Source organism: Chryseobacterium sp. LAM-KRS1, assembly GCF_013184525.1.
Taxonomy (GTDB): Bacteria; Bacteroidota; Bacteroidia; order Flavobacteriales; family Weeksellaceae; genus Chryseobacterium; species Chryseobacterium proteolyticum.
The window spans coordinates 321,452-346,735 of sequence record NZ_JAAOIZ010000002.1; the positions used below are offsets into that span (position 1 = coordinate 321,452).

Below are 25,284 nucleotides of genomic sequence, written 5' to 3' on the forward strand. Positions count from 1 at the left end.
GAAAAATGATCAAAAACGTTGTAGTTATCGGAGCTGGAACCATGGGAAATGGTATTGCACATACATTTGCGCAAAGCGGATTTAAAGTAAATCTTGTAGATGTTTCTCAGGATGCTTTAGACAGAGGAGTAAAAACCATTACCACCAACCTCGACAGAATAATTGCAAAAGGCAACCTTACAGAGGAGCAAAAAGCAGAAACTTTAGGAAATATCACCACTTTTACAGAGTTGAAAGAAGCTGTGGAAACCGCTGATTTAATTGTAGAAGCAGCTACTGAAAATCAGGATCTGAAATTGAAAATCTTCGGACAGATGGATGAATTTGCTCCGGAAAACTGTATTCTTGCAACCAACACTTCTTCTATCTCCATTACAAAGATAGCCGCTGCAACTAAGAGAGCTGATAAGGTGATCGGTATGCACTTTATGAATCCTGTTCCAATTATGAAACTGGTTGAAATCATTAAAGGATACTCTACTTCCAAAGAGACTTTTGATATCATCTATGATATGAGTAAAACGTTAGGAAAAGTGCCTGTGGAAGTGAATGATTACCCTGGTTTCGTTGCTAACAGAATTTTAATGCCTATGATCAATGAGTCTATTGAAACATTATATAACGGTGTTGCAGGCGTTGAAGAAATTGATACGGTAATGAAACTTGGAATGGCTCATCCAATGGGACCTCTTCAGCTGGCTGATTTCATTGGTCTTGATGTTTGTCTTGCTATTCTTAATGTGATGTATGACGGATTTAAAAATCCAAAATATGCCCCGAATCCTCTATTGGTAAATATGGTAATGGCAGGAAAACTGGGAGTAAAATCAGGAGAAGGTTTTTATGACTACTCCGAAAGCAAAAAAGCTGAAAAAGTTTCAAAAATGTTCACGAAATAATTCTAGTGATTATCAGTTGTGAGTTATAAGTTATACATTTGAACAACGGTCTGTTCTGGCTGTTATCATTGATCACAACCCTAATGAAAATTAAAGAAAAAAATATTCAGATATCATTGGTCATCATTATTGTAATGATGACCATTTTACGTTTTTTACTCAATGAGAAAGGCAGGGTAAGCCCGGATTCAATCCGGTATATGAGATTTGCTCATGTATTCCCGACTATTGATAATACGACAACACCTGTAGGATATCCGTTAAGTATTAAGCTTTTTACATATCTGGGGATGGACGAATTCTGGAGCAGTAAAGTAATCGGGATTCTGGCTTTTCTTTTTATTGCGGCCTTTGCCTGGAAAAAAAACTTTTTCTTTAAAGAATCTGTTATCGTCAGTGCTTTATTTAGTTTCGTGTCAATTTACTCTTTTACGATGAGTGAAGCGCTCATCCTTCCATTTGTATTTTTATTCCTGTATACGGCACATTTAATTATTACTGGAAAACTGGAAAAAGGAAAAGCTGTATTTTATCTTTCGTTATCATTAATTGCCTTATATAATATCCGCTATAGTTCATTGTTTATTATGGGGGGAACAGGGCTTTTCGGATTATTGGTATGGAAAAAAAAGTATGCCCGTACTTTCATTATTTCAGGTTTCATTGGTTGTGGTTTTGTAGCTTTATACAAGTTTACCTTTTTGGATTATTTTAATGAAAACTACATTAAGCAATCCTTAGAAATGGGTCTCCACCCTACTTCACAGCTGCTGGTTGAATTGTTTCAGGGCCTGGCTACTACTTTTAATCCTTTTATTCATATTGCAGATCCGGGAGGTGGTTTGATCAATAATGTGATTTATGGTATCGGATTTCTGAATATCTGTCTGATGGTATTTCTTTTTATTAAGATCCGGTTATCTGACAGTGATCTGTTCTTTCTTGTTATTGGAATTTCAGGAATCATATGTTCCTTTTTTGTTCAGTATTTTTATCCTGTAAATCCTATAGATTATCGGTTATTAGCTCCATTCAGCCTACCTTTGTGGCTAATGTATTTCAAAAGACTCTTTGATATCTTCAATATAAAAGTGTATGCAATGGGAGTATTAAGTTTGCTGTCAGGAATACTCTTTACCTGGCTTTCAAAAGGCAATTATCTGGAAAACAGAAAAAATATCAGTCAATTTTTAGAGACTGAAAATCTTAAGGATAAACCTATCACATTTTATCTGGAAACGACCGAGGACCTGGAAAAAATACAGGTTGCAGAATTAATAAGCACAGTAAATTCCAATATAAGCCTGACATTCAAGCCTCAAGATACCCTACAGAAAACTACACTTACCCAGTACAAAGTTTTACAAAAAATTAGGATCGACAAGAACAAATATCAATAATTTTATTATCTTTGAGAAAGTTAAAATATTAAAAAAATGAAATTACCAAAGTTTTTATTAGCAGACAATTCGGAATTTCCTGAGGATTTATTCGTGGTTCATACAGAATACCCAAGATTTATCTTGAACGTTGAGGAAGAAGAAGTTGAGTGGCTGGATGATTTGGAAGGAGACGATGAAGAGACCATGGCAGATGAAGCTACTAAAGTGGTAGAAGCAGCGTTCAAATGGTGTGACGAAGAATTAGCTAAATACGACGAAGAAGAGGAAGAATAAGAAAACCCTAAAACATAAAAAAGGAACTCAAATGAGTTCCTTTTATTTTTTTATTCTGATTTATTAAATTTCAATAATAAAAGATTGTCCTTATACAATTCCAAAGTTGTTCCTGAAATTACGTACTTGTTTGCTTTTCCCATCATATCCATGAAGTTCTGCTCCACATTCATATTATCACAGGCCATTTTTGTAGAACCCATTTGCCCTGCTGAAAAATTACCTGTAGAAGCATCAAGCTTTACCGTACCAAAATAGTTATTACATCCGGCATTTCCATTGATCTTTTCTCCCTCGATATTCAATGTAGGAACTTTCCCTTTTACATTATCCGCTAAAGTCCATTTTGTATTGACCAATGAAGGCTGAGATTTTCCTACTTTTGAAGCAGATGCGCTTGACATAGTTCCGCACGACGCCAAAATCACGGCTGCACTTATACTTAAAAAAAGATTTTTCATTTTTTTCTTTTTTGATTTAACCAAATTTACGGAAATTATATTATTTAAACGGCTTTGAAAGAATTTTATTATTCATAGAAGGCTAAAGCCTGTCCCTTATCAATGTATATACAAAAAAACGGGCTTTAGCCCGTTTCTTTATATTTATGATCTTAATTCTGCGTTGAATTCTTTCTGGAAAGATTTAATCAAAGAATCCATTACTTCGGAAATTTCTTTTTCCTCAAGAGTTTTTGCCTCATTTAATAACTCAAAACTCATCGCATATGATTTCTTTCCTTCCGGAAGGTTTTTTCCTTCGTATACATCAAACAGATTGATGTTTTTAATGAAAGGAGATTTATTCTTTTTGGCTGTCTGATACAGCTCCTGATATGTTATATTCTTATCGATCAGCAATGCCAGATCTCTTCTGATTTTATTGAATTTAGGAATATCCCTGAATTTCAATTCATTCCCAGATCGTAATTGTTGGGCCAATTCAAGTTCAATTTCGGCATAGAAACAGTCCTGGTCAATATCGAAATCTTTCAATAATTCCGGAGCCACTTTTCCAATTCTTACCAATACTTTTCCATCAGCTTCATAAGCAATTGCATCCGAGAATCTGTTATCGGACAAAGCAACTTCTTTGTAATCGATTGCCAATCTTTCCAGCAATACTTTCACATAAGCTTTCAGGTTGTAGAAATCCGTTGCTGATTTCGGCTGTAACCAGTTTTCAGCAACCTCTCTTCCTGAAACAAGAATAGCCAGCTGTTTCCTTTCTTCATATTGAGCTCTTTTGTGATAAATCTTTCCAAACTCAAAGAATTTAATATCCTGGTTCTTTCTGTTAATATTATAGATGGAATTTTGAAGAAGCCCTTCCAACAAGGATTTTCTCATGAAAGCCAAATCACCACTCAAAGGATTCAGAAGTTTCACAGCATCCGTTTCATCTTTTACAGAAGTAAGTGAGTTGTTCATTACTTCATTAAAACCTAAACTTTGTAAAGTTCTTGCCCAATTGTTTTCCAATTCATCCTGATCATTAGCGCTTAGCTTTACAGGTGTAAATGATATCTTTTGTGGAGCATCAATCTTGTTATATCCGTAGATCCTTAAGATCTCTTCGATAACATCAATTTCCCTCGTCACATCAGCTCTGTAAGCCGGAACAGAAATTTCCAAACCATTTTGAATTTCGTTCAAAACTTTAATTTCAAGAGCTTTTAAAATCTCTTTTACTTTTTCTCTGTGAATTTTAGTTCCAAGAATCTGTTCTATTTTAGAGAACCTTATGATAACATAGCTGTCTTCAATTTTCTTTGGATATTCTTCCAGCAACTCTCCTACCAGTTTTCCTTCTGCAATTTCCTGGATCATTTTGATAGCGTGGGTAATAGCTGTTCTTGTAAGGTTAGGATCCACTCCTCTTTCAAACCTGAATGATGCATCCGTGTTCAATCCATGAAGTTTAGCTCCTTTTCTTACCGCTACCGGATTAAAATAAGCACTTTCCAAAAAGATTGTTTTTGTCTCATTAGAAACTCCGGAATTGGCACCACCAAAAACACCGGCAATACACATCGGTTTATCTTTTCCGTCTTTGATCATGACTTCAGAACCGTTTAAAGTTCTTTCCACACCATCCAAAGTCGTAAATTTTGTTCCTTTTTTTACGGTCCCTACTTTTACTTTTTTATCAGCAATTTTGTCTGCATCAAAAGCATGGAGCGGTTGTCCGAATCCGTGAAGAATATAATTGGTAATATCCACGATATTGTTGATCGGGCTTAAACCGATTGCTTTCAATCTGTTTTTCAACCATGCCGGAGATTCTGCTACTTTTACATCTTCAATAACAGCTCCTATATATCTAGGGCATAATTCAGCATCTTCTACTTCTAAAGTAAAGTTATGAGCACCTTCATTATTTAATGGTTCCGAAGCTACCTTTTCAAACTGGGCTTTTTGCTGATTGGTTGAAAGAAAAGCATAAAGATCCCTTGCTACACCGTAGTGCGACATTGCATCGGTCCTGTTAGGCGTTAAACCAATTTCAATTACCTCATCAGTTGCCAATTCAAAATAATCTGCAAAATTCTTTCCTACTTCATATTGTGCTTCGTCAAGAACCATGATTCCTCCATGATCCTCACTAAGGCCTAGCTCATCTTCTGCGCAGATCATTCCTTGTGAAACTTCACCTCTGATCTTTGCTTCTTTAATTTCAAAAAAGTTTCCGGTCTTATCGTAGATTTTTGTTCCCACCACTGCAACTGGAACAGTTTGTCCGGCTTCCACATTAGGAGCACCACAAACGATGTTAAGCACCTTTCCGTTTCCTACATCTACAGTTGTTTTCTTAAGTTTGTCAGCATTCGGATGTTTTTCGCAGGTTAAGACCTTACCTACTACAATTCCTTCCAGGCTTCCTTTTACACTTTCAAATTTATCTATACCTTCAACTTCAAGACCAATATCTGTAAGGAACTCACCGATTCTTTCAGTTTTCAATTCCGTTTTTATGTAATCTCTCAGCCAGTTATTTGATATTTTCATCTGCTTAAATCTATTTTTTATCGGTTAAATGCCAACCTTATAAGGTTTCATTCACTTTATTTTGAAAATTTTTACTTCGAATTTTGCGTTTACAAAGGTCGTGTTTTTTTAAGAAATAACGAAATTTTTAACTTCCCAACTGAACGCAAAAACAAAAAAAAGAGGTCCTGAAAATTCAAAACCTCTGTTATTTAATTGAGCTTAATCTTATAGTCCGATTACCGGCATTGATAACATTAAGATATTTTCGTTTTCTTCAAGACCGTCAAGAGGTTCAATGATTCCCGGTCTGTTTGGCTGAGACATTTTCATTGTGATATCGTCAGAACCAAGAATAGTCAACATTTCTGTTAAAAACTTAGAGCTAAACCCGATGTTGATATCTTCTCCGTTATAATCACAAGGGATCTGCATATCTGCTTTGTTTGCATATTCCGTATCTTCTGCGTGAAGGTGAAGGATGTTGGCAGATAATTTAAATCTTACCTGATTGGTTGATTTATTAGACATGATCGATGCTCTTTTGATCGCACCTAATAGCAGGTTTCTGTTGATTGTTAATACATTCGGATTTTCTTTTGGAATAACCGCAGTATAGTTAGGATATTTTCCGTCAATCAGTCTACAGATCCAGATATGTTTACCAAAAGTAAATTTAGCCATGTTCTCATTGAAATCGATAGTAACGTCTTCGTTGGAACTTGCCAATATATTTTTGAAAATATTTAAAGGTTTTTTAGGCATGATGAACTCCATAGGTTCTACGTTCATCAGGTCCATTCTTTTGTAAACAACCAGTCTGTGAGAATCTGTAGAAACAAAATTCGTCTCATTTTCCCCGAACTGGAATAAAACTCCTGTCATTACCGGACGAAGAGAATCATTACTTGTTGCAAAAAGAGTATTGGTAAGTGCTTCAGATAAAATACCTGCGGACATGGTCACGCTTTGTGAAGCATCAAATTCAGGAAGCTCCGGATAATCATCCGCATTATCCAATGCTACTGCGAAATTATCCTTTTCATCCAAAATTTCCAGCTGGCTACCCGTTCCCTCAGCATTATCCTTTACAGAAAATGTAAGCGGTTGTTCACCATATGTTTTGATAAAATCTTGAAAAATTTTAGCAGGAACAGCAAATTTACCCGAATCATCAGACTTTACTTCCAAAGAAGTTACAAGAGTTGTTTCGCCATCAGATGCTGTAATGGTAACCTGGGTTTCGTTTAATTCGAAAAGATAGTTTTCTAAGATCGGTCTCGATTGAGAGCTTGATATTACGCCACTTACAGTTTGCAAAGCCTTCTGCAATTCACCACTTGAAATAATAAATTTCATAGATTTAAAAATAAATTTTTACAAATATAATAAATAGAAAATAGATTAAAAAATATAATTCTGAGAGTTATTAACAACGAGTAAAAGATTTTTAAAACTACTTCCGGGATACTTTTTTAATGGATAAACCATCATTAAGGACTAAAGATAGGCATTTTCTTTGATCAATTAATTATATTTGTACATAATCTTTTTTATCATGCGTAAACCTCCTATTCATACAAGTTTCCGGAATGCTTTTCGAGGTCTTTTTTTAATGATAAAAACAGAAAGAAATTTTCAGATCGAGTGTATTGCTCTGCTGATCAATATTTTCCTTATTTTTTATTTACAGTTATCAAAATTCGATACTGCCCTCGTCCTCATCGTTTCTTTTGGGGTTTTAAGTACGGAAATTCTTAACACTGCCATTGAAAGGATCTGTGATATCATTCAGCCTGAATTTGATAAAAGAATAGGCTTTATTAAAGATATTTCAGCAGGTGCTGTAATTCTTATGGCTATTGTATCGTTAATTGTAGGAATTTTGGTTTATCCGAAGTATCTATTCAGCTAGAGAAAGCCGAAATCGTGCTCTGCTTAGAATAATTACTGTTGCCTAGAATTATCTTGCGACATAAATAAAGCCCTTCCTTCCGGATTTAAAAATCGTTTCGATTCTTTTATAATCGTCCACTTCGTACGCATCAGCCAACAGAATTTCATCGTCTGTAATCTCAAAAAGCATCCCTTCTACCTGGTCTTCGACATGACCTGAAAACGTTAAAATAGGATGGTATTTCTGGTTACTTTTTCTCAGAACTTCCGGATCTGTAATCTCAAGCATTTTTAATGTATAACCTATGAGAACATCTTTATCACCTTTGAGCAGTCTTCCAAAGGTTTGGGTCTGTACCTGCTCTTTCTGTAAAGTTCCGTATGAAAATAAATAAGGCATCTACAAATATTTTTCAATGGTTGGAATTGCAATTTCGGCCATCATTCCATAGCCTTTTTCATTGGGGTGTACGCCGTCCTGGGAAAGAAGAACTTCTTTATCGTCTACCAATGCGGAATAAAAATCGATATAGGTTAAAGAATGCTTTTCTGTCATGCCTTTCAGAATACTATTGTAAGTAAGGACCTCTTCATTGGTTCTCAGCTTTCCGGAAGCAACTTCAATTCCATCTACATTTTTAGAAAAAGGAAGAATGCTCACCAGATATATATCTGTAGTAAATTGTTTTGCAATTCTGATGGCCTCCTCAATATTAGCTGTAAAATCCTCAGGCGCTACCATTTTACTTCCATTTTTAATAGCTAGGTCATTTGCCCCATAGGCAATAAAAACAACATTCCCATCTGCGGAATTCCTTGCAGCCAGCTCATGAGGTATCCTCTTTATCAGACCTTCCGTTGTTTCTCCTCCGATTCCTAAATTATAAACAATCAATTCATTGTGACCTTCATGGAATTTCTGTAATGCATATCTTTTTAAAATATCAACCCATCCACCAAATACTCCGTCATATTCACCATATGTAATACTGTCCCCAAAGAACAGCGCATAAATCATTCTTTTCATTTCTAAGCCTTATAATTTAATCACTAAGATTTTAAAGCGGTAAGAAGTTACCTAACCATAATCTTTATCCCCTTTAATGGATTATTAATTTCAATCCAAAATTAGCTTAATATTTTGATGTGATTCAATAATTTCTACGAGAATATCAAATAAAGTTTGTCCCTTTTGTGCTATCAGGTCGTTCAGTTTTTCTCTGATCATTTCCGTATTAAAAGGTTTTCCCTGCTTTATTTTTTTCTCATAAAACTCGCGGGTGGCTTCGAAACCCAAATCATGTCCGGATTTCCCAGATTTCTTCCAGATCAATTCAATTTCTTCATGGGGTTCAAAAACTCCAAATCCACCATACAGGATATCATCAAAACCATCCAAAGTTCCGACTTTCCAGTCAGCATTTTTCATCAGTACTTCTGAAACTTCTTCATAGAAGCCCGCCAGATCAAAAAAATGACCGCCATTAATGACGATCATTTTTTTATTATTTTTATTTGAAGTACTCAACTCCATTTTTAAAGATATTGTGATAGTTCGCTGTTGGAATATTTTTCATGAGACCTTCAGCAAATCGTTCTGGGTGTCCCATTCTTCCATAGATCTTCCCACATGGGCTGGTAATCCCTTCAATTCCGAATAATGAATTATTAGGGTTAAAAGGCATCCCGTGGGCAATGTTTCCATCAAGATCAATGTACTGGGTAGCAATCTGTCCGTTCTCATATAATTTCCTGATTTCATCTTCTGAAGCCATGAAACGTCCTTCACCGTGGGAGATCGGAATGGTAAAAGTCTGTCCTTTCATTCCTTTTAACCAAGGGCTTTCGTCATTTACTACCTGCACTGTTACCATCTGGGAGATGTGTCTTCTGATGGCGTTGTGAGCTAATGTTGGAGAATTCTCATCCAGATCTTTGATTCTTCCGTAAGGTAAAAGTCCCGATTTCACTAGCGCCTGGAATCCGTTGCAGATTCCGATGATCATTCCGTCTCTGTCTAATAATTCGTGAACTGCATTTTTCATTTTCTCGTTTTTCAGAACGTTTACAATGAATTTTGCAGAACCATCCGGCTCATCACCCGCAGAGAAACCTCCTGAGAATGCAAGGATCTGAGATGTTCTGATCTCTTCCACCCATGCATCAATGCTTTCATCGAGTAACTGGTGATTGATATTGATTAAAGGTAAGCTGCTTACTACAGCGCCTTCTTTCTGGAATGCATTCAGTGTGTCATATTCACAGTTGGTTCCCGGGAATACCGGAGCAAATACTTTCGGTTGTGCGATTCCGTGTTTTTTAATAATGATATTTCTTGGGTTGACCGAGTTATGTTTTGCATCAATTTCAACCGTGATCTTTTCTTTTTCTACAGTCGGGAAAAGATTTTCAAATGTATTAGTATTGGCCGCTACAAGATCTGTAATGTCTGATTCAATACCGTTAATTTTTAAGGTTCCTGAGTCTTTTACTTCTCCGATCAACTGAAGGGAAGCTGCGCTTAATTCTTCTTTCGCCTCGATAACTAAGCTTCCGATATTTTTTGCTAATAATACATTTTCATCAGCACTGATCTCTGCTCCTAATCTGTTTCCGAAACTCATTTTTGCCAAAGCTACGGCAAGACCACCTTCTTTTACTGTTTTTACAGAAACAATTTTCCCGGATTTGATATTTTCGAAAATGAATTCAAAAACTTCTTTTAAAGCATCATAGTTTGGAAGTCCGCTTTCCTGAGCAATGTGATTGAAGAAATACAATTTGTTTCCTGCAGTTTTCAATTCCGGAGAGATGATGTTTTCTTTATCTCCGTTGGCACATGCAAAAGAAATCAGGGTTGGTGGAACGTTAAGGTCTTGGTATGTTCCACTCATCGAATCTTTACCTCCAATTGCTGCCAGACCCAATTTGATCTGAGCATCATAAGCCCCTAAAAGAGAGGCTAAAGGTTTGCCCCATTTTTCAGGGTTTTGTCCTAATTTTTCAAAGTATTCCTGAAAGCTTAACCTGATATTTTTATAATCACCTCCCATGGCAACAATCTTTGCTACACTCTCTACGACAGCATACGATGCTCCTAACAGTGAGTTTTGTTTTGAGATTTCAGCATCAAATCCCCAGCTTGCGAGAGAAACGGTTTTGATATCTTTTGCTCCTAAAATAGGTAGTGTCTGCACACTTCCTTCCATCAGGGTTTGCTGGTATTTACCTCCCAAAGGCATAGCTACCGTAGTGGCTCCGATAGAAGAGTCGAACATTTCAAGTAGTCCTTTCTGGGAAGCTACGTTTTTATCTTTTAAGATGTTCAGGAAGTTTTCTGTTGTGAAAGCTTTTGTTTCTTGTTTTACTTCTTCCAGGTGGGTGATTTTCACTTCCTGAGATTTTGAACATCCGTTGGTATCTAAGAATGCTCTTGAAAGATCTACAATTTTGTCCCCTTTCCAGAACATCTGCATTCTTCCGGAATCTGTCACTTTTGCCACTTCTACAGCCACAATGTTTTCAGCTTCACAGAATTTAATGAATTTTTCTTTATCCTGAGGATCTACCACCACAGCCATTCTTTCCTGAGATTCAGAAATAGCCAGTTCGGTTCCGTTTAATCCTTCATATTTTAATGGTAATACATCAAGGTTTACTTCTAAAGAGTCTGCGATCTCACCGATTGCCACAGAAACACCTCCTGCTCCGAAGTCGTTTGATTTTTTGATCAGCTTCGTTACTTCAGGGTTTCTGAATAATCTCTGAATTTTACGTTCTTCTACGGCATTTCCTTTCTGAACCTCTGAACTCATGGTGTGAATAGAGGTTTCGTCCTGTTCTTTTGAACTTCCGCTTGCTCCTCCTACTCCGTCACGACCTGTTGCCCCTCCTAAGATAATGATTGAATCACCATTAGCAGGCTTCTCACGTCTTACCCAGCCTACAGGAACAGCTCCTGTAACGAAACCTACCTCCATTCTTTTGGCTTTGTACCCTTCATCATAGATTTCAGAAACCATTGTCGTCGCAAGCCCGATCTGGTTACCATAAGATGAATATCCGTTGGCAGCCTGTTTCGTAATGGTTTTCTGAGGTAGTTTTCCCGGTAATGTTTTATCAACCGGTTCTAAAACATCGGCAGCACCAGTTAATCTCATGGCCTGAAATACGAAAGATCTTCCGGATAACGGGTCTCTGATCGCTCCTCCCAAACAAGTAGACGCTCCTCCGAAAGGTTCAATTTCCGTCGGGTGGTTATGCGTTTCATTTTTGAATAATAAATACCAAGGTTCTTTTTTACCATCATATTCTGCTTCGATCTGAATGGTACATGCATTAATCTCATCAGAAATTACAAGGTTATCAAGATTCCCTGTTTTATGGAAATACTTTCCGCATACCGTTGCCAGATCCATTAATGAAATCGGCTTCAGCTCACGCCCTAAGAATTTTCTTTTTTCGATATAATCATTGAAAATAGTTTCCAATGTATGTTTGAACTGACCTTCAAACTGTATGTCTGACAATTCTGTTTCAAAAGTTGTATGACGACAGTGGTCACTCCAATAGGTATCTAATACTTTTAATTCTGTTTCCGTAGGATTCCTTTGTTCAGTTTTGAAATATTCCTGAATGAATTTCAGGTCGTCCAATCCTAGTGCAAAACCATGATTATTATAAAAGTTTTCAAGTTCCGCATCATTGAAATTGATGAAGTTTTCGTGGATGATTACTTTTGATGGTGTTTCATCAGCAGGAATATCCAGAATAGATAAATCTTTTTCCTGAGATTCCACTTTATTGATTAGAAGATCTTTGATCTTAACCAAATCAGCTTCAGAAACTCCTTCAAATTCAATCAGTTTTCCACTTCTTACTTTTGATTTTTCATTTTCTGTCAGTAAGGCGATACACTGCTGTGCAGAATCTGCTCTCTGATCATACTGTCCCGGTAAAAATTCCATTCCGAAATGAATAGCTTTTGCAGGGTTCTCTGTATGCAAAATATCAGTAACAGGGTCTACAAAAGTGTTATTGACCACTTTTTCAAATTCTCCGTCATTCAGGTTGAAAATATCATACACGTTGTATACTTTCACGCTTTGAACAGCCGGAACAACCGCTTTTACCTCATCAAAAATTTTTGGACTTTCAACATCGAAAATACCTCTTTTTTCTACGAAAATTCTTTTGTTATTAGACATTAGATGTCAGATATTATATTATTAGACTTATTTACTTATTTTATTAGGATTATCAGGATGTTCTTCCTGATATTTCTGAGCTTTTCCGATTTCTCTCTTAAGCCATTTTTCAAAAGGAACCTTTTCATTATCATAGTCCAGTGCAAAAATTTCCTGGCCCTCTGCTGAGACTAAAAATTTGAAATCAAATGTTAATCCCACATCTATTTTCCTGTAATCATATGTATTTACCTGATAAAAAGGAAAGTTTTCTTTTGGTCTTTCAACGATTTCAAAAAAAAGTTTTTTTTCCTCTTTTGATAATTTATTATACCAGTTGACATAATAGATTTCCGAAAGTTTTGTATTTTGTTTTTCGAAAAATTGAAGAATACCTTTCTCCTTTTCATTATATTTGAATGGATTTGGATAAAATTTCCCATTAACTTCTACGGAATTCGTTTGTGCCGCAACAGGTTGAATCACTTCTCCTTTAAAATTCATCACTCCCCATGTTCCTCCTACCATTGCTTTGTGCTCATCATTGGTTTTTTCCCAATCACATCCATCACAATAGACTGCATATCCGTAATTAAATGGTGAAACAAAATCATGTTTGGCTTCAATTACCGTTGTACCGTTTCTGTCTACAAAACCTACCTTCCCATTTTTAACAAACCGTCTTACTCCTTCAGAAAAATAATCAGCACCATTATCGTACAGGAAAGGTCTGTAAAGGAAATTCCCTTTTTTATCATAGACATATCCCCAGGCGTTTTTTTCTTTTATCTCATCCTTTTTAGACCCGTCGAAATAAATGGTTTCTTCTTTTACAGGATCGCCGTCTTTTAGAAATGAAAAGACTTTGAACTGTGCAGGAACAATAATTTTTCCGGTATGATCTTTTACCCCTACCAAAGAATCTTTTGATTTAAAGTAGGTTAAAACATCTTTTCCCTGTGAAAAGGAAAGAGTGGGTATCAAAAGGAAAAATAGTATTCTGTTCATACCTGCAAAGAAATAAAAAATGCAGCCGAAAAGACTGCATATGGTATTATACTTTAAGATCAGCCTCCAGTCCAATCATGTCTTTGTTCTGCTCCAGTATCGGCTGAACTTCATTTTTAATGAATTCCTCCGTTTGAATAGGTGCAAAGCCAATGAAATTTTTAGGATCCAGAACTTCTTTTAATTTTGATTTATCGAGCTTTAAAGAATCATCATTCAGAATCCTTTCAATCAGATCGTTTTCTTTTCCTTCTTCTTTTACTTTTTTAGAAGCTTCCATAGAGTGAACCCTGATGACCTCGTGGATTTCCTGACGGTCCCCTCCTGCTTTTACTTCTTCCATGATAATATATTCTGTTGCCATGAAAGGAAGTTCTTCCATTATGTGCTTATTGATTCTGTTCGGATAAACTACAATTCCGTTCATAATGTTATTCCAGATCAACAAGATTGCATCCACAGCTAAAAACGCCTGAGGAATTGTTAATCTCTTGTTGGCTGAGTCATCCAATGTTCTTTCAAACCATTGTGTAGAAGCTACCATGGCAGAACTTGTCGTCAGAGACATTACATATTTTGCCAATGCCCCGATTCTTTCGCTTCTCATCGGATTACGTTTGTAAGCCATAGCTGATGAACCGATCTGGTTTTTCTCGAATGGCTCTTCAATTTCCTTAAGGTTCTGAAGTAAACGTAAATCGTTTGTGAATTTATGTGCAGATTGTGCAATATTTCCTAATAAAGCCACCACTTTCGCATCAATTTTTCTATCGTAAGTCTGTCCGGAAACTCCGAAAACCTTATCGAAACCGAATCTTTTTGAAAGTTCTTTATCTAAATGTTTTACTTTAGAATAATCTCCGTTGAAAAGTTCAAGGAAACTTGCAGCAGTTCCTGTAGTTCCTTTTACTCCTCTGAAACGAAGGGTTTCAAGGAAGAAATCTAATTCTTCAATATCAAGAACCAAACTCTGTAACCACAGAGTAGCTCTTTTTCCAACTGTTGTCAACTGAGCCGGCTGGAAGTGAGTGAACCCTAAAGTCGGAAGGTCTTTGTACTGAATTGCAAAATCTGCCAGGTTTTTCATTACGTTAACCAACTTTTTCTTTAAGATTAAAAGTCCGTCACGAATCTGAATTAAGTCTGTATTGTCTCCTACAAAAGCTGAAGTTGCTCCCAGGTGGATAATTCCTTTTGCTGAAGGTGCTACATCACCATATGCGTGAACGTGAGCCATTACATCATGACGGAATTTTTTTTCGTACTCTGCTGCTTTGTCATAATCGATGTTTTCAGCATTAGCTTTTAACTCAGCGATCTGCTCGTCTGTAATTTCAAGTCCAAGGTCTTTTTCGATTTCAGCAAGAGCTATCCAAAGCTTTCTCCAATTCTGGAATTTGTTATTATGCGAGAAGTTAAATAACATTTCTTCACTGGAGTAGCGTTCTTCCAATGGATTTTTGTAGGAATTCATTCTTTCTTATTACTTTTAGATGCACAAAAATACGGATTTTCAGTGAGAGAGAAAAATTGTTACGGAGGTTTTAGATTTTGATTAAAAACTATGGGTAATTTTAAAGAACACTATTTATTTTTATTGATTATTTTCAAAAATAAATCAGAGTGATCATTGAAAATTTCAAGACAATGCTAGCCCCGATTGCAGAGGAAATCCTTTTTTGAAAAAAAAGATTGAAACGAAAAGCGGGAAAAAGCTCCAAATAAAAACCAATACATAACTTTTTTCCATAATGGTAAACATTTCTGGCATCAAAATAAAAAGCCACTCTTTCGAATGGCCTTCCTGATTTACTGGTAAATAACAACATCATCTTTCTTGATCTGATAACCTTTTTTCTTATAAGGAACCAGGACATAGCTTTCTTTTATATGTTTTCCACTTTTCCAGATGTTTCCTTTCCCTTCTCTTTCCAGAATAATACTTTTGGCATTCCCATCCGGAATAAAGATTTCCGCCTGTTTCATATTTTTGCTAAAAATAACGGCAGTCATTGTGGTATAGCTTTTATCCGAGCCGACTTCTTTTAATTTGATTTTTTGTTCAAAAACTCGTACACAATCATTCTTGATCTGTGAGTAAGTATAACCCGCAGAGCCTTTACAGCCATGGACATCTCTATCCCCTCCTAAAACCGGAGCTTTTTGTTGTGCAAAAGTGAAAGAACCCAGGAACATCGCGCTTAGTAAAATTGTTTTTTTCATATTTAATTTTTTAATGTTTTCAGATTGGTAAAAAGTATGCCAAAAATAGGGTATTAGTTAATTTAATTCTAAGATACAAAAAAAGCCATTCAAAATGAATGGCTTAAAATTATTTGCTCCAATTAATTTTAGAGTGTTTTACATCCTCTGAATTGGTTCCGATCATAATATCAAATTCTCCCGGTTCCCAGCCAAATTTTAAATCCCCATTATAGAATTTTAAGCTTTCCGGTGTTATATCAAAAGTAATTTTTTTAGATTCTCCTTTTTTAAGGAAAACCTTCTGGAATCCTTTTAATTCTTTTACTGGTCTTGTAATGCTTCCTACCATATCGCGGATGTACAATTGTACGACTTCTGCTCCGTCATAATTCCCTGAGTTGGTTATCGTAACAGAGGCCTGAACCGTTTGGTTTCCTTTCGGATTAGGATCAGATACGGTAAGATCAGAGTAGTTGAATTGGGTATAGCTCAAACCAAAGCCGAACGGATAAAGAGGGGTATTACACTCATCCATATAATTGGAACGGAATCGCTGATACTCACATTTATCAACAAGATTCTGACTTAACGGACGTCCTGTATTTTTAGCATTATAATAAATAGGCACCTGTCCGAGACTTCTTGGGAATGTCATAGGTAATTTACCGGAAGGATTCACTTTTCCAAATAATACATCAGAAATAGCATTTCCTGCTTCAGAACCAGAAAACCAGACGTTCAGAATGGCATCAGGAACATCTTTTACATTCGTAAGGGCTAATGGCCTACCCGTGAAAAGCACCATTGCAATAGGTTTTCCTGTTTTCTTCAGCTCGTTTAATAGATCAACCTGAGACTGTGGAATGGTGATTTCCGTTCTCGAAGAAGATTCGCCACTCATTTCTGCCGATTCCCCGATGGCTAAAACAATGACATCCGCTTTATTGGCAACATCCACAGCTTCTTTTAAAAGCACCTCTTTTGAACGGTTATCTCTATCTGTTTTCTTTCCATGAGCTGCATAGATTTCTTCTAATTTAGCACTGTAATCAATGTTAGCTCCTTTTGCTGAAATAAATTTTACTTCTTTTCCAAAATTGTCCTGAAGACCTTTCATCAAAGCAACAGATTGATCATGCTTTGCTGCGACACTCCAGGTTCCTGCCATATTCAAAGAATTGTTTACTAAAGGACCAATGACTGCTACGGTCCCTGTTTTTTTCAATGGAAGAACCTGATTGTCATTTTTCATTAAAACCATTGATTGAGCAGCGGCATTTCGGGCAATCGTGCGATTTTCGAGGTTATAAACCTCTTTTGCTGCTAATTTAGCATTGCCATAACGATAGGGATCATCAAACAATCCTAAATCATATTTGGCTTCAAGAATCCTTTTAGCTGCCATATCAATTTCAGCCTGCGTAACTTTCCCTTCTGATAAGGATTTTTTAAGGGTTGTCAAAAAACCTTCTCCCACCATATCCATATCAACCCCGGCCTTTAAAGCTAAAGCCGAAACCTGCTGAAGGTCTCCCATTCCATGATCTACCATTTCATTAATTCCGGTATAATCCGTTACCACAAAGCCTTTGAAATTCCATTTATTTCTCAAAACCTCTGTCTGAAGCCATCTGTTTCCGGTTGCAGGAACTCCGTCCACTTCATTAAATGATGCCATTACTGATGCAACTCCGGCATCCACAGCAGCTTTGTAAGGAGGGAAATATTCATTGAACATTCTCACATGACTCATATCTACGGTATTATAGTCTCTCCCTGATTCACCGGCTCCATATAATGCGAAATGTTTTACACACGCTAAAATGGTATTGCCCACAGAAAGGTCTTTCCCCTGATAGCCATATACCATATTTTTGGCTATTTCACTGCCTAAAAAAGGATCTTCTCCCGAACCTTCAGAGACTCTCCCCCATCTTGGTTCACGAGAAATATCCACCATTGGGGAAAATGTCCAGTTAATTCCATCAGAAGATGCTTCTCTTGCGGCAACTCTCGCAGATTGCTGGATAAGGTTCATATCCCATGAAGCTGCCAAGCCCAGAGGAATAGGAAAAGTTGTTTCATAACCATGAATAACATCCATTCCAAAGATCAACGGAATCTTCAATCGACTCTTTTCTACTGCAACTTTCTGAACTGCTTTTATTTTGTCCGCTCCTTTTATATTGAATAGTCCACCGACCAAACCTTGTTCTACTTTTTTACCTATGTCGGAACTTTGAGCCAATCCTGTGGTAAAATCTCCCGAACTTGGTAAATTCAACTGTCCTATTTTTTCATCTAAGGTCATTTTTGACAAAAGCTGATCTACAAAGGCTTTTTTCTTTGCCTGATATTGGGCCGTCTGGTAGGACTGAACAGGTCTTGTAACCATTTCCTGAGCCGAAAACAATGGCGAAAGTGCTAACGCAGCTATTAAAACTAACTTTTTACTCATTTTATCTTCATTTTTTAATAGTAATTGTGAACATCAGATTCTTAATCCGGATTCTTACTTTTCGTTATTATTTATCTTACTTCTTCTTGGACAACATCCATTCGTATAATCCGGGGTCTGAATAAGCTGAGTCCCAGGAGTTATGATTATCATTCGGGAATATGATTAATTCCGCACCAGGGTTTACCGGATGTAACTTCTGGTATAATCTGAACGCATTTTCAGGCAAAACAATGTCATCCATTCCACCGTGAAAAATTTTCATATTCAGATCTTTATATCGATTGACATTTGCTGTCATAATCTGATCTGTAGGAGCACATACCGGGACTACAGCAGCAAACATTTCAGGATGCTCCATTGCCAGTTTTAAGGTTCCCCAACCTCCCAGTGAAAGCCCCGTAAGGTAAATCCTGGAAGCATCGATTTTATATTTTTTCTGAATTTCTTTAATCAGGTTATAAACGGTAATGGTATCCCACCAGCTATCTGCAGGACACTGAGGAGCTAAAATAGCAACAGGTTCCTTGATCAGATTTTTATAGGTAAAGGGACTATGGGCTTTTACCATTTCAAGGTCAGTTCCCCTTTCTCCCGATCCATGGAGAAAAACAATTAACGGAAGATTTCCTTTTACTTTTTGGGGATAGTCCAAAATATAAGCTATCTTTTCTGTTCTTTTGATTTCCTTGTTGAGTTCTGCCTTGATCTCCTGACCATTCATCTGTAAAGAAAAAAGCGGAAGCAGAAACAAAGCATGTCTAAGTTTTAATTTCATATTGTTAGTGAGATTTTGACTTATTATAAATGGGAACAAAGTCCATTTTTTATCTTTTATTTGATTCCATATTTTTCAGATTTGAAACTTAATTTTTTCAAACCCTGTTGAATTTCAGGAGCATGCATAAACAGCTTCCATAAAAATCCTGTCCTGTAGTTTTCAATCATCGGGGCAATTGTTCCCTGGTCAATGGCAAGATATCTTGGGGTAAACCAATTGTTATAATGGATAGATGTCGCGTCATAAGGTCCTGCTGAACCCACGAATTCAGGTTTTTTAATATAAATAAATTTTAAAAAGTCCATTGATTCTTTCGGTGAATAGGGAAAACTGCTTAAAGCTGCAGTTGGAGAAATAACCCCATGGTCATTCTGAGGAAAATGAGCGTTGTATCCGGTAGTTCCATCGTCATTTCTGGAATAGCTTGCCGTAAGCCCCCAATAATCCGGACCATATCCTTTCCATTGTTTTGGGTTTTCCAGACAATATTTATAATCAATAAGGACCTGGTTTTTATTTAAATCAAAATAATTTTTAATCAGTTTATCTGAAAGGCCGGTGGGATCTAACCCGATATATGAATAATGTGCCCAGAATAAAGGTCCGCCATACTCCTCAGCAGAGTTATGCTTCACATACATCGGACGACCGTATTTCGTTTTATCTGAAAGAAAAGTTCCGTTTCTGGTCCATCCTTTATAATAAGTTTCTGCATCAATTGAATAGGTTGGAGAAGATGCCGCCAAAATATAAGTAATCATACATTCATTATATCCTTCCAATGGAAAATTCATTTCCCACTGGTATTCCGGAGACCAGTGCCAATACAAAACCTTCTCTCCGCCTTTGGTATACCAGTTCCATTGAATTCCTTTCCATAGTTCGTCACATTTCTTTGCCAGAGCTTTTTCTTCATCATTTCCATTTTTAAAATATTCACGGACCATTAAAATTCCTGAAGTTAAAAATGCGGTTTCCACCAAATCTCCTCCATTATCTTTTTTTCCAAAAGGAACTGTTTTGCCCGTTTCTCCATTGATCCAGTGAGACCATGCTCCTTTATGGCGATCTGCTTTAGCAAGAAAATCCATCATATGGGTCAATCTTTTCACCGCTTCTTTCCTGGGAACAAAACCTCTTTCCACTCCGACCAATATTGTAGCTAAGCCAAATCCTGATCCACCTGTAGTTATTACATGTTTATCATGATCCGGATAGATATCATCTTCATGGTAACGTTCTCTTCCCAACATAGAATTCGGTTCTGCATAATCCCAGAAATATTTTAAAGCATCCCGTTGAACCTTGTCTATCAGCTGTTCATCACTCATAGTACTTTTTACAGCTTCTTTTTTTACTATTTCCTGTTTTCCCATCTGGGCATTTTTACAGGAAAATAATGACGCCACTGCCAGAATAGAAATGATTCCTAACTTCATAAAATATACGTTTACATAGAGTTAATTAAAAAAATAGCCAAAGCTAAACTTTGGCTATTTGTATTATAATGAATTAATAACCTGGGTTTTGAGCTGATAAGCCACCTGATTCACTAATAAATTCCTGAGGTAAAGGAAACACTTCATGCTTTCCTACCTGGAAAATCTTGCCTCCATCAGCTGCCATTGCAGCCTGAGCTTGCCCTGTTCTAACAAGATCAAACCATCTATCATGTTCGAATGCCAGTTCCAGCCTTCTTTCTTTCCAGATTGCAGTCCTTACATCAGCTTGAGAAGTTGCTGTTGTATTGGCAACATGAGCTCTGCTTCTAACTTGATTTAAGAAAGGAATGGCACTAGAAGTCTGCCCTAGCTCATTCATTGCTTCAGCCTTAATTAAAAGAATTTCGGCATATCTTAAATACCTTATATTGGTATCTGTAGAAGCCTGATCTCTATAATTTGATGAATATGCTTTATAATTATAAAATTTATTTTCAACATTAGGTCCAACATGATACCCATCATATAAAGTCATATCCCTATGAATGATTGTTGCATCTCTTCTTGTATCTGTTGCAGAATAAGCATCATACAAACCTTGTGTTGGAGTGGCAAATCCCCATCCCCAGCCGGTAGTACCTCTTGCACCTTGTACCTGGCTGTATTGCTGTATTGCTCTTCCCGCTGTTCCTCCTGTACCTTGAATTTCAAAAATAGATTCTGCATTATTTTCTCCCGATACTTTATAAATATCAATAAAATCAGGAGTAAGGGAGTAACCTGTAACCAGATTTGCCTGCTCTAAGGCCAGCTGCCACTTTTTTTGATATAAATATACTTTTGCTAATAAAGCATGAGCTGCTCCGACAGAGGCCCTACCTACATTATTTCCTGTATAGGTAGATTTATCCGGAAGTGACTGAATTGCATCTTTTAAATCCTGTTCTATAAAAGCATAAATTTCCTCTTTACTTTTTCTTGTAAGAGTCATCTTTTTATCTTCTTCAACTCCAGAGACAGGAACATGGTCCACTAATGGAACCCCACCAAATGATTTCACTAAAGTAAAATACATAAAAGCTCTTAAAAATTTAGCTTCTCCCAGTAATCTCTTCCGTAAGTTTTCATCGGCCTTATTGAGTTGTGGTATATATTTTAAAGCTTGATTTGCTCTGTTTATTCCTTGATAATTAGAAGCAAACAATTCTTTAAAAGAGGGTGTGGAAGGAGTAAAATTTAAAGCATCCAGAATATCTTTATCTGATCCTGCATCTCCCGGGCTGGAACCTTTATCTGCATCATCCGAAACAATAGAAGTCACCCCAATCCAGGCAAATGTACTCATGTTCCAATCCAAAAACTTCGCATAGATTGCAGTAACAAATTGGTTTGCACCATCATTATTATTATAAATTTCCAGATTTGATTCAGGAATATTTTCAGATGGAGATACATCTATAAAGTCGTCACTACAACCTTGATTAATAGCTCCAAAAAACAATATAGCAGCTGCTATGATATATTTCTTATTCATTTTTTAAAAATTTAAGTTTACTCCAAATACGAAAGATCTTAAAGTAGGATATGAATCCAGCTCAACACCCGTTAATTTGTATGGATCCCCCTCTACTGCAGGGTCTGTAGGATTATAACCTGATAATTCAGACGAATAACCGGAATACTTTTGGAATACAAAAGGGTTAATCGCGCTTACATAGAGTTTGATTGATTTCACATAATCAGTAATATTTTTGAAAGTATATCCAACAGATATATTATTGATTCTGAAGTAATCGCCACTTTCCAAAAAGAATGAAGATGCAATCGGAATAGAAGTTGCCGGTGCAGGGTTTGCAGCTCCGGTGTTAGTGGATGTCCAGTAATTATTCGCTACTGAAGTTTCTATATTTTCCCCACTGATTCTTTGAGCTTTCTTTCCATTATAAACTTTAAATCCAAAGGCTCCGTAACCATTTACTGCAAAATCCCAATTTTTGTAAGCCATAGAGATATTGATCCCCAACGTAGATTTTGGAATATATGAATCAAAGTAACGTCTGTCACCTGCATCTGCTTTACCCGTTACCCCGTTGCCATTTAAATCTTTAAATTTCATATTTCCATTAGCATCATACCCATCAAACTCCCATAAATAAAAGCTTCCCAATGCGTGTCCAACTGAAGAGCTATCAAAAAGTTTTGTCCATTCACCATTACCTAAGCTACCTCCTGTAATTTGAGAAACTGGTTTAGAAGTATCTATACTTACCAATCTGTTTTTATTGTATGAGTAATTTGCTCCAAGAGAGTAAGAAAAATCTTCACCTACTTTATCAGACCAGTTCAAGCCTATCTCTGCTCCTTTGTTTACTACGCTTCCCATATGAGAGTAATTCACTTCGGAGATACCCGTTCCTAAGTAAGGAGTAACCGCCAGAATAATATTTTTAGTTTTTCTATTGTAAATGTCAAAAGACCCTGTTAATCTATTATTTAAAATTCCAAAGTCTAATCCGGCTGATGACTCTTCAGTAACTTCCCATCCTAAATCCGGATCGTAGCTTTTGTTTATTGTAATACCATTACTCACCGGAGAATTACCAAAACCATAGTTATAAGTAGCCCCGGATAATAATGGTAAATAATTAAGAGGAACATTTTGGTTTCCGATTTTACCCCAACCCCCTCTAATTTTTAAAGTATTGAAAAAACCTCCCTTCAGAAAATCTTCTTCAGAAATTACCCAACCGGCTCCTATTGAAGGAAAAGTCCCCCATTTATGACCATCGGCAAATTGAGAAGATCCATCCCTTCTGATAGTTGCACTTAGCAAATACCTATTCATGAATTTGTATTGTAATCTACCAAAATATGAAATTGTGGTGTTCCTATTGTATTTGACAGACTCGAGAGCTTTTGTAGTAGAATCACTGTATAAGTAATTATAATAATCTGTTCCTGAAAGGTTCCAATAGTCTTGTGAAACGGGAAGGTTTTGTCTGTTTACAATAAAAGATTCTATACCATTTTTTACAGAAGCTTCCGTTCCGGCAACTACTTCAATATCGTGATTGTCAAATTTCTTATTATAGGTAAGATAATTACTTAATAACCAGTTATAGTAGTTTTGGTTTTTGTTTGTCAGTCTGGTAGTAGGTGCTGTAGACTGATATTGGCTTTCAAGTCTAGTAGGATCATTGGCTAGCCATAAAGCTTTTGAGTTAACAAAATTATAATACTTATAATTATTATACTCTCCATTAAATTGAGATGTAAACTTTAAATCCTTGATGATATCAACATCTAATTTTAATCCTCCCTGCAACAAAAAGTTTTTACCTCTTTGATTATCAAAAGCCAACTGCATAACAGGATTTGGAACATTATTAAATCGACCACCAGAATAACTTATGTTTCCATTACTATCATATATCGGTTGTCCATACTGTCCGCTGGGATAATAAACAGGAACCAGTGGTGATTGTTTATAAGCAGTAGTAAAAACACCTAACGATCTCGGAGTATCATTAGTGAAAGTAACACTTAGATTTTGAGATAAGCGAATACCTTTGGTAATTTTGTATTCGTTGTTTAGCCTAACCGTATTCCTGTTGTAATTTGTACCATTAAGTATTGATTGTTCGTCATAATTGCTGAAACTTAAAAAATATTTTACAGCCTCTGTTGAGCCAGAAATAGATACATTATGCTGATTATATATTCCTGTTCTGGTTACTTCGTCAAACCAGTTTGTATTGTAAGGCTGATTGGGATTTAAATAGACACTTCCAACTCCGGAATTGTTATAATTTGCAAATTCAGATGCATTTGCCATCTTAACTTTCTTTAGGGGGTTACGGATTCCGATTAATCCATCGTAAGATATACTCAATTTACCCTTACCTGCTTTCGTTGTAATAATAATAACCCCATTGGCAGCTCTGTTACCATAAATAGCTAGTGCTGTTGCATCCTTCAGAACATCATACGTTAAAATATCATTAGAATTGATATTATTGATATTATCCGTAAACATTCCATCCACTACATAAAGAGGAGTTCTTCCACCAAGTACAGTTCCAAGACCCCTAATTGTTACTGTAGGAGTAGATCCAGGCATATCTGAAGCAGTAACCTGTACACCCGCTGCTTTTCCCTGTATAGCCTGAGAAGCATTTAAAACTTTCGTTCTTGTTACCTCTTCAGCACTAATGGAACTGATAGATGTGGTATTATCCACTTTCTTACGGCTACCATAACCAATCATTACTACCTCCTCGATCTTCTGTTCTTTAGGAACAGTATCTTTAGGAGTTACCTGCGCATTCACATTCATACCAAAATACAATACGGCAATGAGTGATGAATACTTTAAATCACTTTGTTTCATATAGTCAATTTTATTTCGTACAATCAAATTTCTTAGCAGATTTTTAAACTGCAAAGCTGTCTTTAATTAAATTAATATTGTATTTCTCAAAAAAAGACATTAATCCAAAATTATAAAAATATATGAAACATTGTTAATATATCGTAATAATTCTAAAATTAACATGATACATCACACATCATATGTGAAAAGTCAATTTTTTAACGTATTATCACTAAAAATAAATTTAATTTAACATTTAATTTACAATGAATATTAAAGGGTTTTTATAGAATAACTCCCCAAATCGCTAACATTAAATTAATATTTTGTTAAACAGATTTTCCTTTTTACCTTTGGCCCGGTATTTGGAAAAT

The 25,284-nt window shown here is 36.2% G+C and carries 19 protein-coding genes; 4 read left to right on the forward strand and 15 right to left on the reverse strand.

Translation table 11 applies throughout. From position 1 onward, the window contains the following. The first annotated feature begins 8 nt into the window (after positions 1–8). The 3 genes from G9C87_RS05405 to G9C87_RS05415 all read left to right on the forward strand — a co-directional run bounded on the left by G9C87_RS05405 (position 9) and on the right by G9C87_RS05415 (position 2,575). Entirely contained in the window at positions 9–899 is an 891-nt protein-coding gene (locus tag G9C87_RS05405; protein WP_172279691.1) for a 3-hydroxybutyryl-CoA dehydrogenase, read from the forward strand. A gap of 83 nt (positions 900–982) precedes the next feature. Next, positions 983–2,299: a hypothetical protein gene (locus tag G9C87_RS05410; protein ID WP_172278922.1), complete on the forward strand. Its 1,317-nt coding sequence runs from the start codon at positions 983–985 to the stop codon at positions 2,297–2,299. A 36-nt stretch (positions 2,300–2,335) separates the two neighbouring features. Beyond that, entirely contained in the window at positions 2,336–2,575 is a 240-nt protein-coding gene (locus G9C87_RS05415; protein ID WP_007845674.1) for a hypothetical protein, read from the forward strand. A gap of 50 nt (positions 2,576–2,625) precedes the next feature. Here the strand turns inward: G9C87_RS05415 and G9C87_RS05420 are convergent, their stop codons facing one another. From G9C87_RS05420 to dnaN, 3 genes are all read right to left on the reverse strand, one after another. Then, the gene (locus G9C87_RS05420; RefSeq protein WP_172278924.1) at positions 2,626–3,036 is read right to left on the reverse strand and encodes an META domain-containing protein; all 411 of its coding nucleotides are present in this window, start codon (positions 3,034–3,036) and stop codon (positions 2,626–2,628) included. Between the two features lie 144 nt (positions 3,037–3,180). Continuing rightward, complete coding sequence (pheT, locus tag G9C87_RS05425; protein ID WP_172278926.1) at positions 3,181–5,583, reverse strand: phenylalanine--tRNA ligase subunit beta; 2,403 nt, start codon at positions 5,581–5,583, stop codon at positions 3,181–3,183. A gap of 207 nt (positions 5,584–5,790) precedes the next feature. Continuing rightward, a complete protein-coding gene (gene dnaN, locus G9C87_RS05430; RefSeq protein ID WP_172278928.1) occupies positions 5,791–6,921 on the reverse strand; it encodes a DNA polymerase III subunit beta in 1,131 nt (376 codons plus the stop codon). A gap of 199 nt (positions 6,922–7,120) precedes the next feature. On the opposite strand from dnaN, the gene G9C87_RS05435 reads away from it, so the two are divergent. Beyond that, positions 7,121–7,477 carry a diacylglycerol kinase family protein gene (locus G9C87_RS05435; protein ID WP_172278930.1) on the forward strand — a complete coding sequence of 119 codons (357 nt, stop codon included), beginning with the start codon at positions 7,121–7,123 and terminating at the stop codon, positions 7,475–7,477. A 48-nt stretch (positions 7,478–7,525) separates the two neighbouring features. Here the strand turns inward: G9C87_RS05435 and G9C87_RS05440 are convergent, their stop codons facing one another. From G9C87_RS05440 to G9C87_RS05495, 12 genes are all read right to left on the reverse strand, one after another. Beyond that, the gene (locus tag G9C87_RS05440) at positions 7,526–7,858 is read right to left on the reverse strand and encodes a gamma-glutamylcyclotransferase family protein (RefSeq protein WP_172278932.1); all 333 of its coding nucleotides are present in this window, start codon (positions 7,856–7,858) and stop codon (positions 7,526–7,528) included. Next, on the reverse strand, positions 7,859–8,485 hold the full coding sequence (locus G9C87_RS05445) for an SGNH/GDSL hydrolase family protein (RefSeq protein ID WP_172278933.1): 627 nt from the start codon (positions 8,483–8,485) through the stop codon (positions 7,859–7,861). It lies immediately after the preceding gene. Positions 8,486–8,575: 90 nt separating this feature from the next. Next, on the reverse strand, positions 8,576–8,956 hold the full coding sequence (locus G9C87_RS05450) for a ribonuclease inhibitor (RefSeq protein ID WP_228456956.1): 381 nt from the start codon (positions 8,954–8,956) through the stop codon (positions 8,576–8,578). Positions 8,957–8,969: 13 nt separating this feature from the next. Next, a complete protein-coding gene (locus G9C87_RS05455; RefSeq protein ID WP_172278937.1) occupies positions 8,970–12,665 on the reverse strand; it encodes a phosphoribosylformylglycinamidine synthase in 3,696 nt (1,231 codons plus the stop codon). Between the two features lie 27 nt (positions 12,666–12,692). Next, positions 12,693–13,652, reverse strand: coding sequence for a WG repeat-containing protein (locus G9C87_RS05460; protein ID WP_172278939.1), 960 nt, complete (start codon positions 13,650–13,652; stop codon positions 12,693–12,695). Positions 13,653–13,698: 46 nt separating this feature from the next. Beyond that, positions 13,699–15,126 carry an adenylosuccinate lyase gene (gene purB / locus G9C87_RS05465; RefSeq protein WP_172278941.1) on the reverse strand — a complete coding sequence of 476 codons (1,428 nt, stop codon included), beginning with the start codon at positions 15,124–15,126 and terminating at the stop codon, positions 13,699–13,701. A gap of 335 nt (positions 15,127–15,461) precedes the next feature. Next, complete coding sequence (locus G9C87_RS05470; protein ID WP_172278943.1) at positions 15,462–15,875, reverse strand: hypothetical protein; 414 nt, start codon at positions 15,873–15,875, stop codon at positions 15,462–15,464. Positions 15,876–15,984: 109 nt separating this feature from the next. Then, positions 15,985–18,315 (reverse strand): beta-glucosidase BglX, encoded by a 2,331-nt coding sequence (gene bglX, locus G9C87_RS05475; RefSeq protein ID WP_172278945.1) that lies wholly within the window; start codon positions 18,313–18,315, stop codon positions 15,985–15,987. A gap of 76 nt (positions 18,316–18,391) precedes the next feature. Beyond that, positions 18,392–19,093 carry a prolyl oligopeptidase family serine peptidase gene (locus tag G9C87_RS05480; protein WP_172278947.1) on the reverse strand — a complete coding sequence of 234 codons (702 nt, stop codon included), beginning with the start codon at positions 19,091–19,093 and terminating at the stop codon, positions 18,392–18,394. Positions 19,094–19,149: 56 nt separating this feature from the next. Beyond that, complete coding sequence (locus G9C87_RS05485; RefSeq protein WP_172278949.1) at positions 19,150–20,535, reverse strand: glucoamylase family protein; 1,386 nt, start codon at positions 20,533–20,535, stop codon at positions 19,150–19,152. 73 nt (positions 20,536–20,608) lie between these two features. Then, positions 20,609–22,072, reverse strand: coding sequence for a RagB/SusD family nutrient uptake outer membrane protein (locus G9C87_RS05490; RefSeq protein WP_172278951.1), 1,464 nt, complete (start codon positions 22,070–22,072; stop codon positions 20,609–20,611). 3 nt (positions 22,073–22,075) lie between these two features. Next, the gene (locus G9C87_RS05495) at positions 22,076–24,928 is read right to left on the reverse strand and encodes a SusC/RagA family TonB-linked outer membrane protein (RefSeq protein ID WP_172278953.1); all 2,853 of its coding nucleotides are present in this window, start codon (positions 24,926–24,928) and stop codon (positions 22,076–22,078) included. Between the last annotated feature and the right edge of the window lie 356 nt (positions 24,929–25,284).

Bases quoted from the DNA above. Each gene is read 5' to 3' on its own strand.
- G9C87_RS05410 (WP_172278922.1), top strand. From the start codon at position 983: ATGAAAATTAAAGAAAAAAATATTCAGATATCATTGGTCATCATTATT.
- G9C87_RS05415 (WP_007845674.1), top strand. From the start codon at position 2,336: ATGAAATTACCAAAGTTTTTATTAGCAGACAATTCGGAATTTCCTGAG.
- G9C87_RS05420 (WP_172278924.1), bottom strand. From the start codon at position 3,036: ATGAAAAATCTTTTTTTAAGTATAAGTGCAGCCGTGATTTTGGCGTCG.
- pheT (WP_172278926.1), bottom strand. From the start codon at position 5,583: ATGAAAATATCAAATAACTGGCTGAGAGATTACATAAAAACGGAATTG.
- dnaN (WP_172278928.1), bottom strand. From the start codon at position 6,921: ATGAAATTTATTATTTCAAGTGGTGAATTGCAGAAGGCTTTGCAAACT.
- G9C87_RS05435 (WP_172278930.1), top strand. From the start codon at position 7,121: ATGCGTAAACCTCCTATTCATACAAGTTTCCGGAATGCTTTTCGAGGT.
- G9C87_RS05440 (WP_172278932.1), bottom strand. From the start codon at position 7,858: ATGCCTTATTTATTTTCATACGGAACTTTACAGAAAGAGCAGGTACAG.
- G9C87_RS05445 (WP_172278933.1), bottom strand. From the start codon at position 8,485: ATGAAAAGAATGATTTATGCGCTGTTCTTTGGGGACAGTATTACATAT.
- G9C87_RS05450 (WP_228456956.1), bottom strand. From the start codon at position 8,956: ATGATCGTCATTAATGGCGGTCATTTTTTTGATCTGGCGGGCTTCTAT.
- G9C87_RS05455 (WP_172278937.1), bottom strand. From the start codon at position 12,665: ATGTCTAATAACAAAAGAATTTTCGTAGAAAAAAGAGGTATTTTCGAT.
- G9C87_RS05460 (WP_172278939.1), bottom strand. From the start codon at position 13,652: ATGAACAGAATACTATTTTTCCTTTTGATACCCACTCTTTCCTTTTCA.
- purB (WP_172278941.1), bottom strand. From the start codon at position 15,126: ATGAATTCCTACAAAAATCCATTGGAAGAACGCTACTCCAGTGAAGAA.
- G9C87_RS05470 (WP_172278943.1), bottom strand. From the start codon at position 15,875: ATGAAAAAAACAATTTTACTAAGCGCGATGTTCCTGGGTTCTTTCACT.
- bglX (WP_172278945.1), bottom strand. From the start codon at position 18,315: ATGAGTAAAAAGTTAGTTTTAATAGCTGCGTTAGCACTTTCGCCATTG.
- G9C87_RS05480 (WP_172278947.1), bottom strand. From the start codon at position 19,093: ATGAAATTAAAACTTAGACATGCTTTGTTTCTGCTTCCGCTTTTTTCT.
- G9C87_RS05485 (WP_172278949.1), bottom strand. From the start codon at position 20,535: ATGAAGTTAGGAATCATTTCTATTCTGGCAGTGGCGTCATTATTTTCC.
- G9C87_RS05490 (WP_172278951.1), bottom strand. From the start codon at position 22,072: ATGAATAAGAAATATATCATAGCAGCTGCTATATTGTTTTTTGGAGCT.
- G9C87_RS05495 (WP_172278953.1), bottom strand. From the start codon at position 24,928: ATGAAACAAAGTGATTTAAAGTATTCATCACTCATTGCCGTATTGTAT.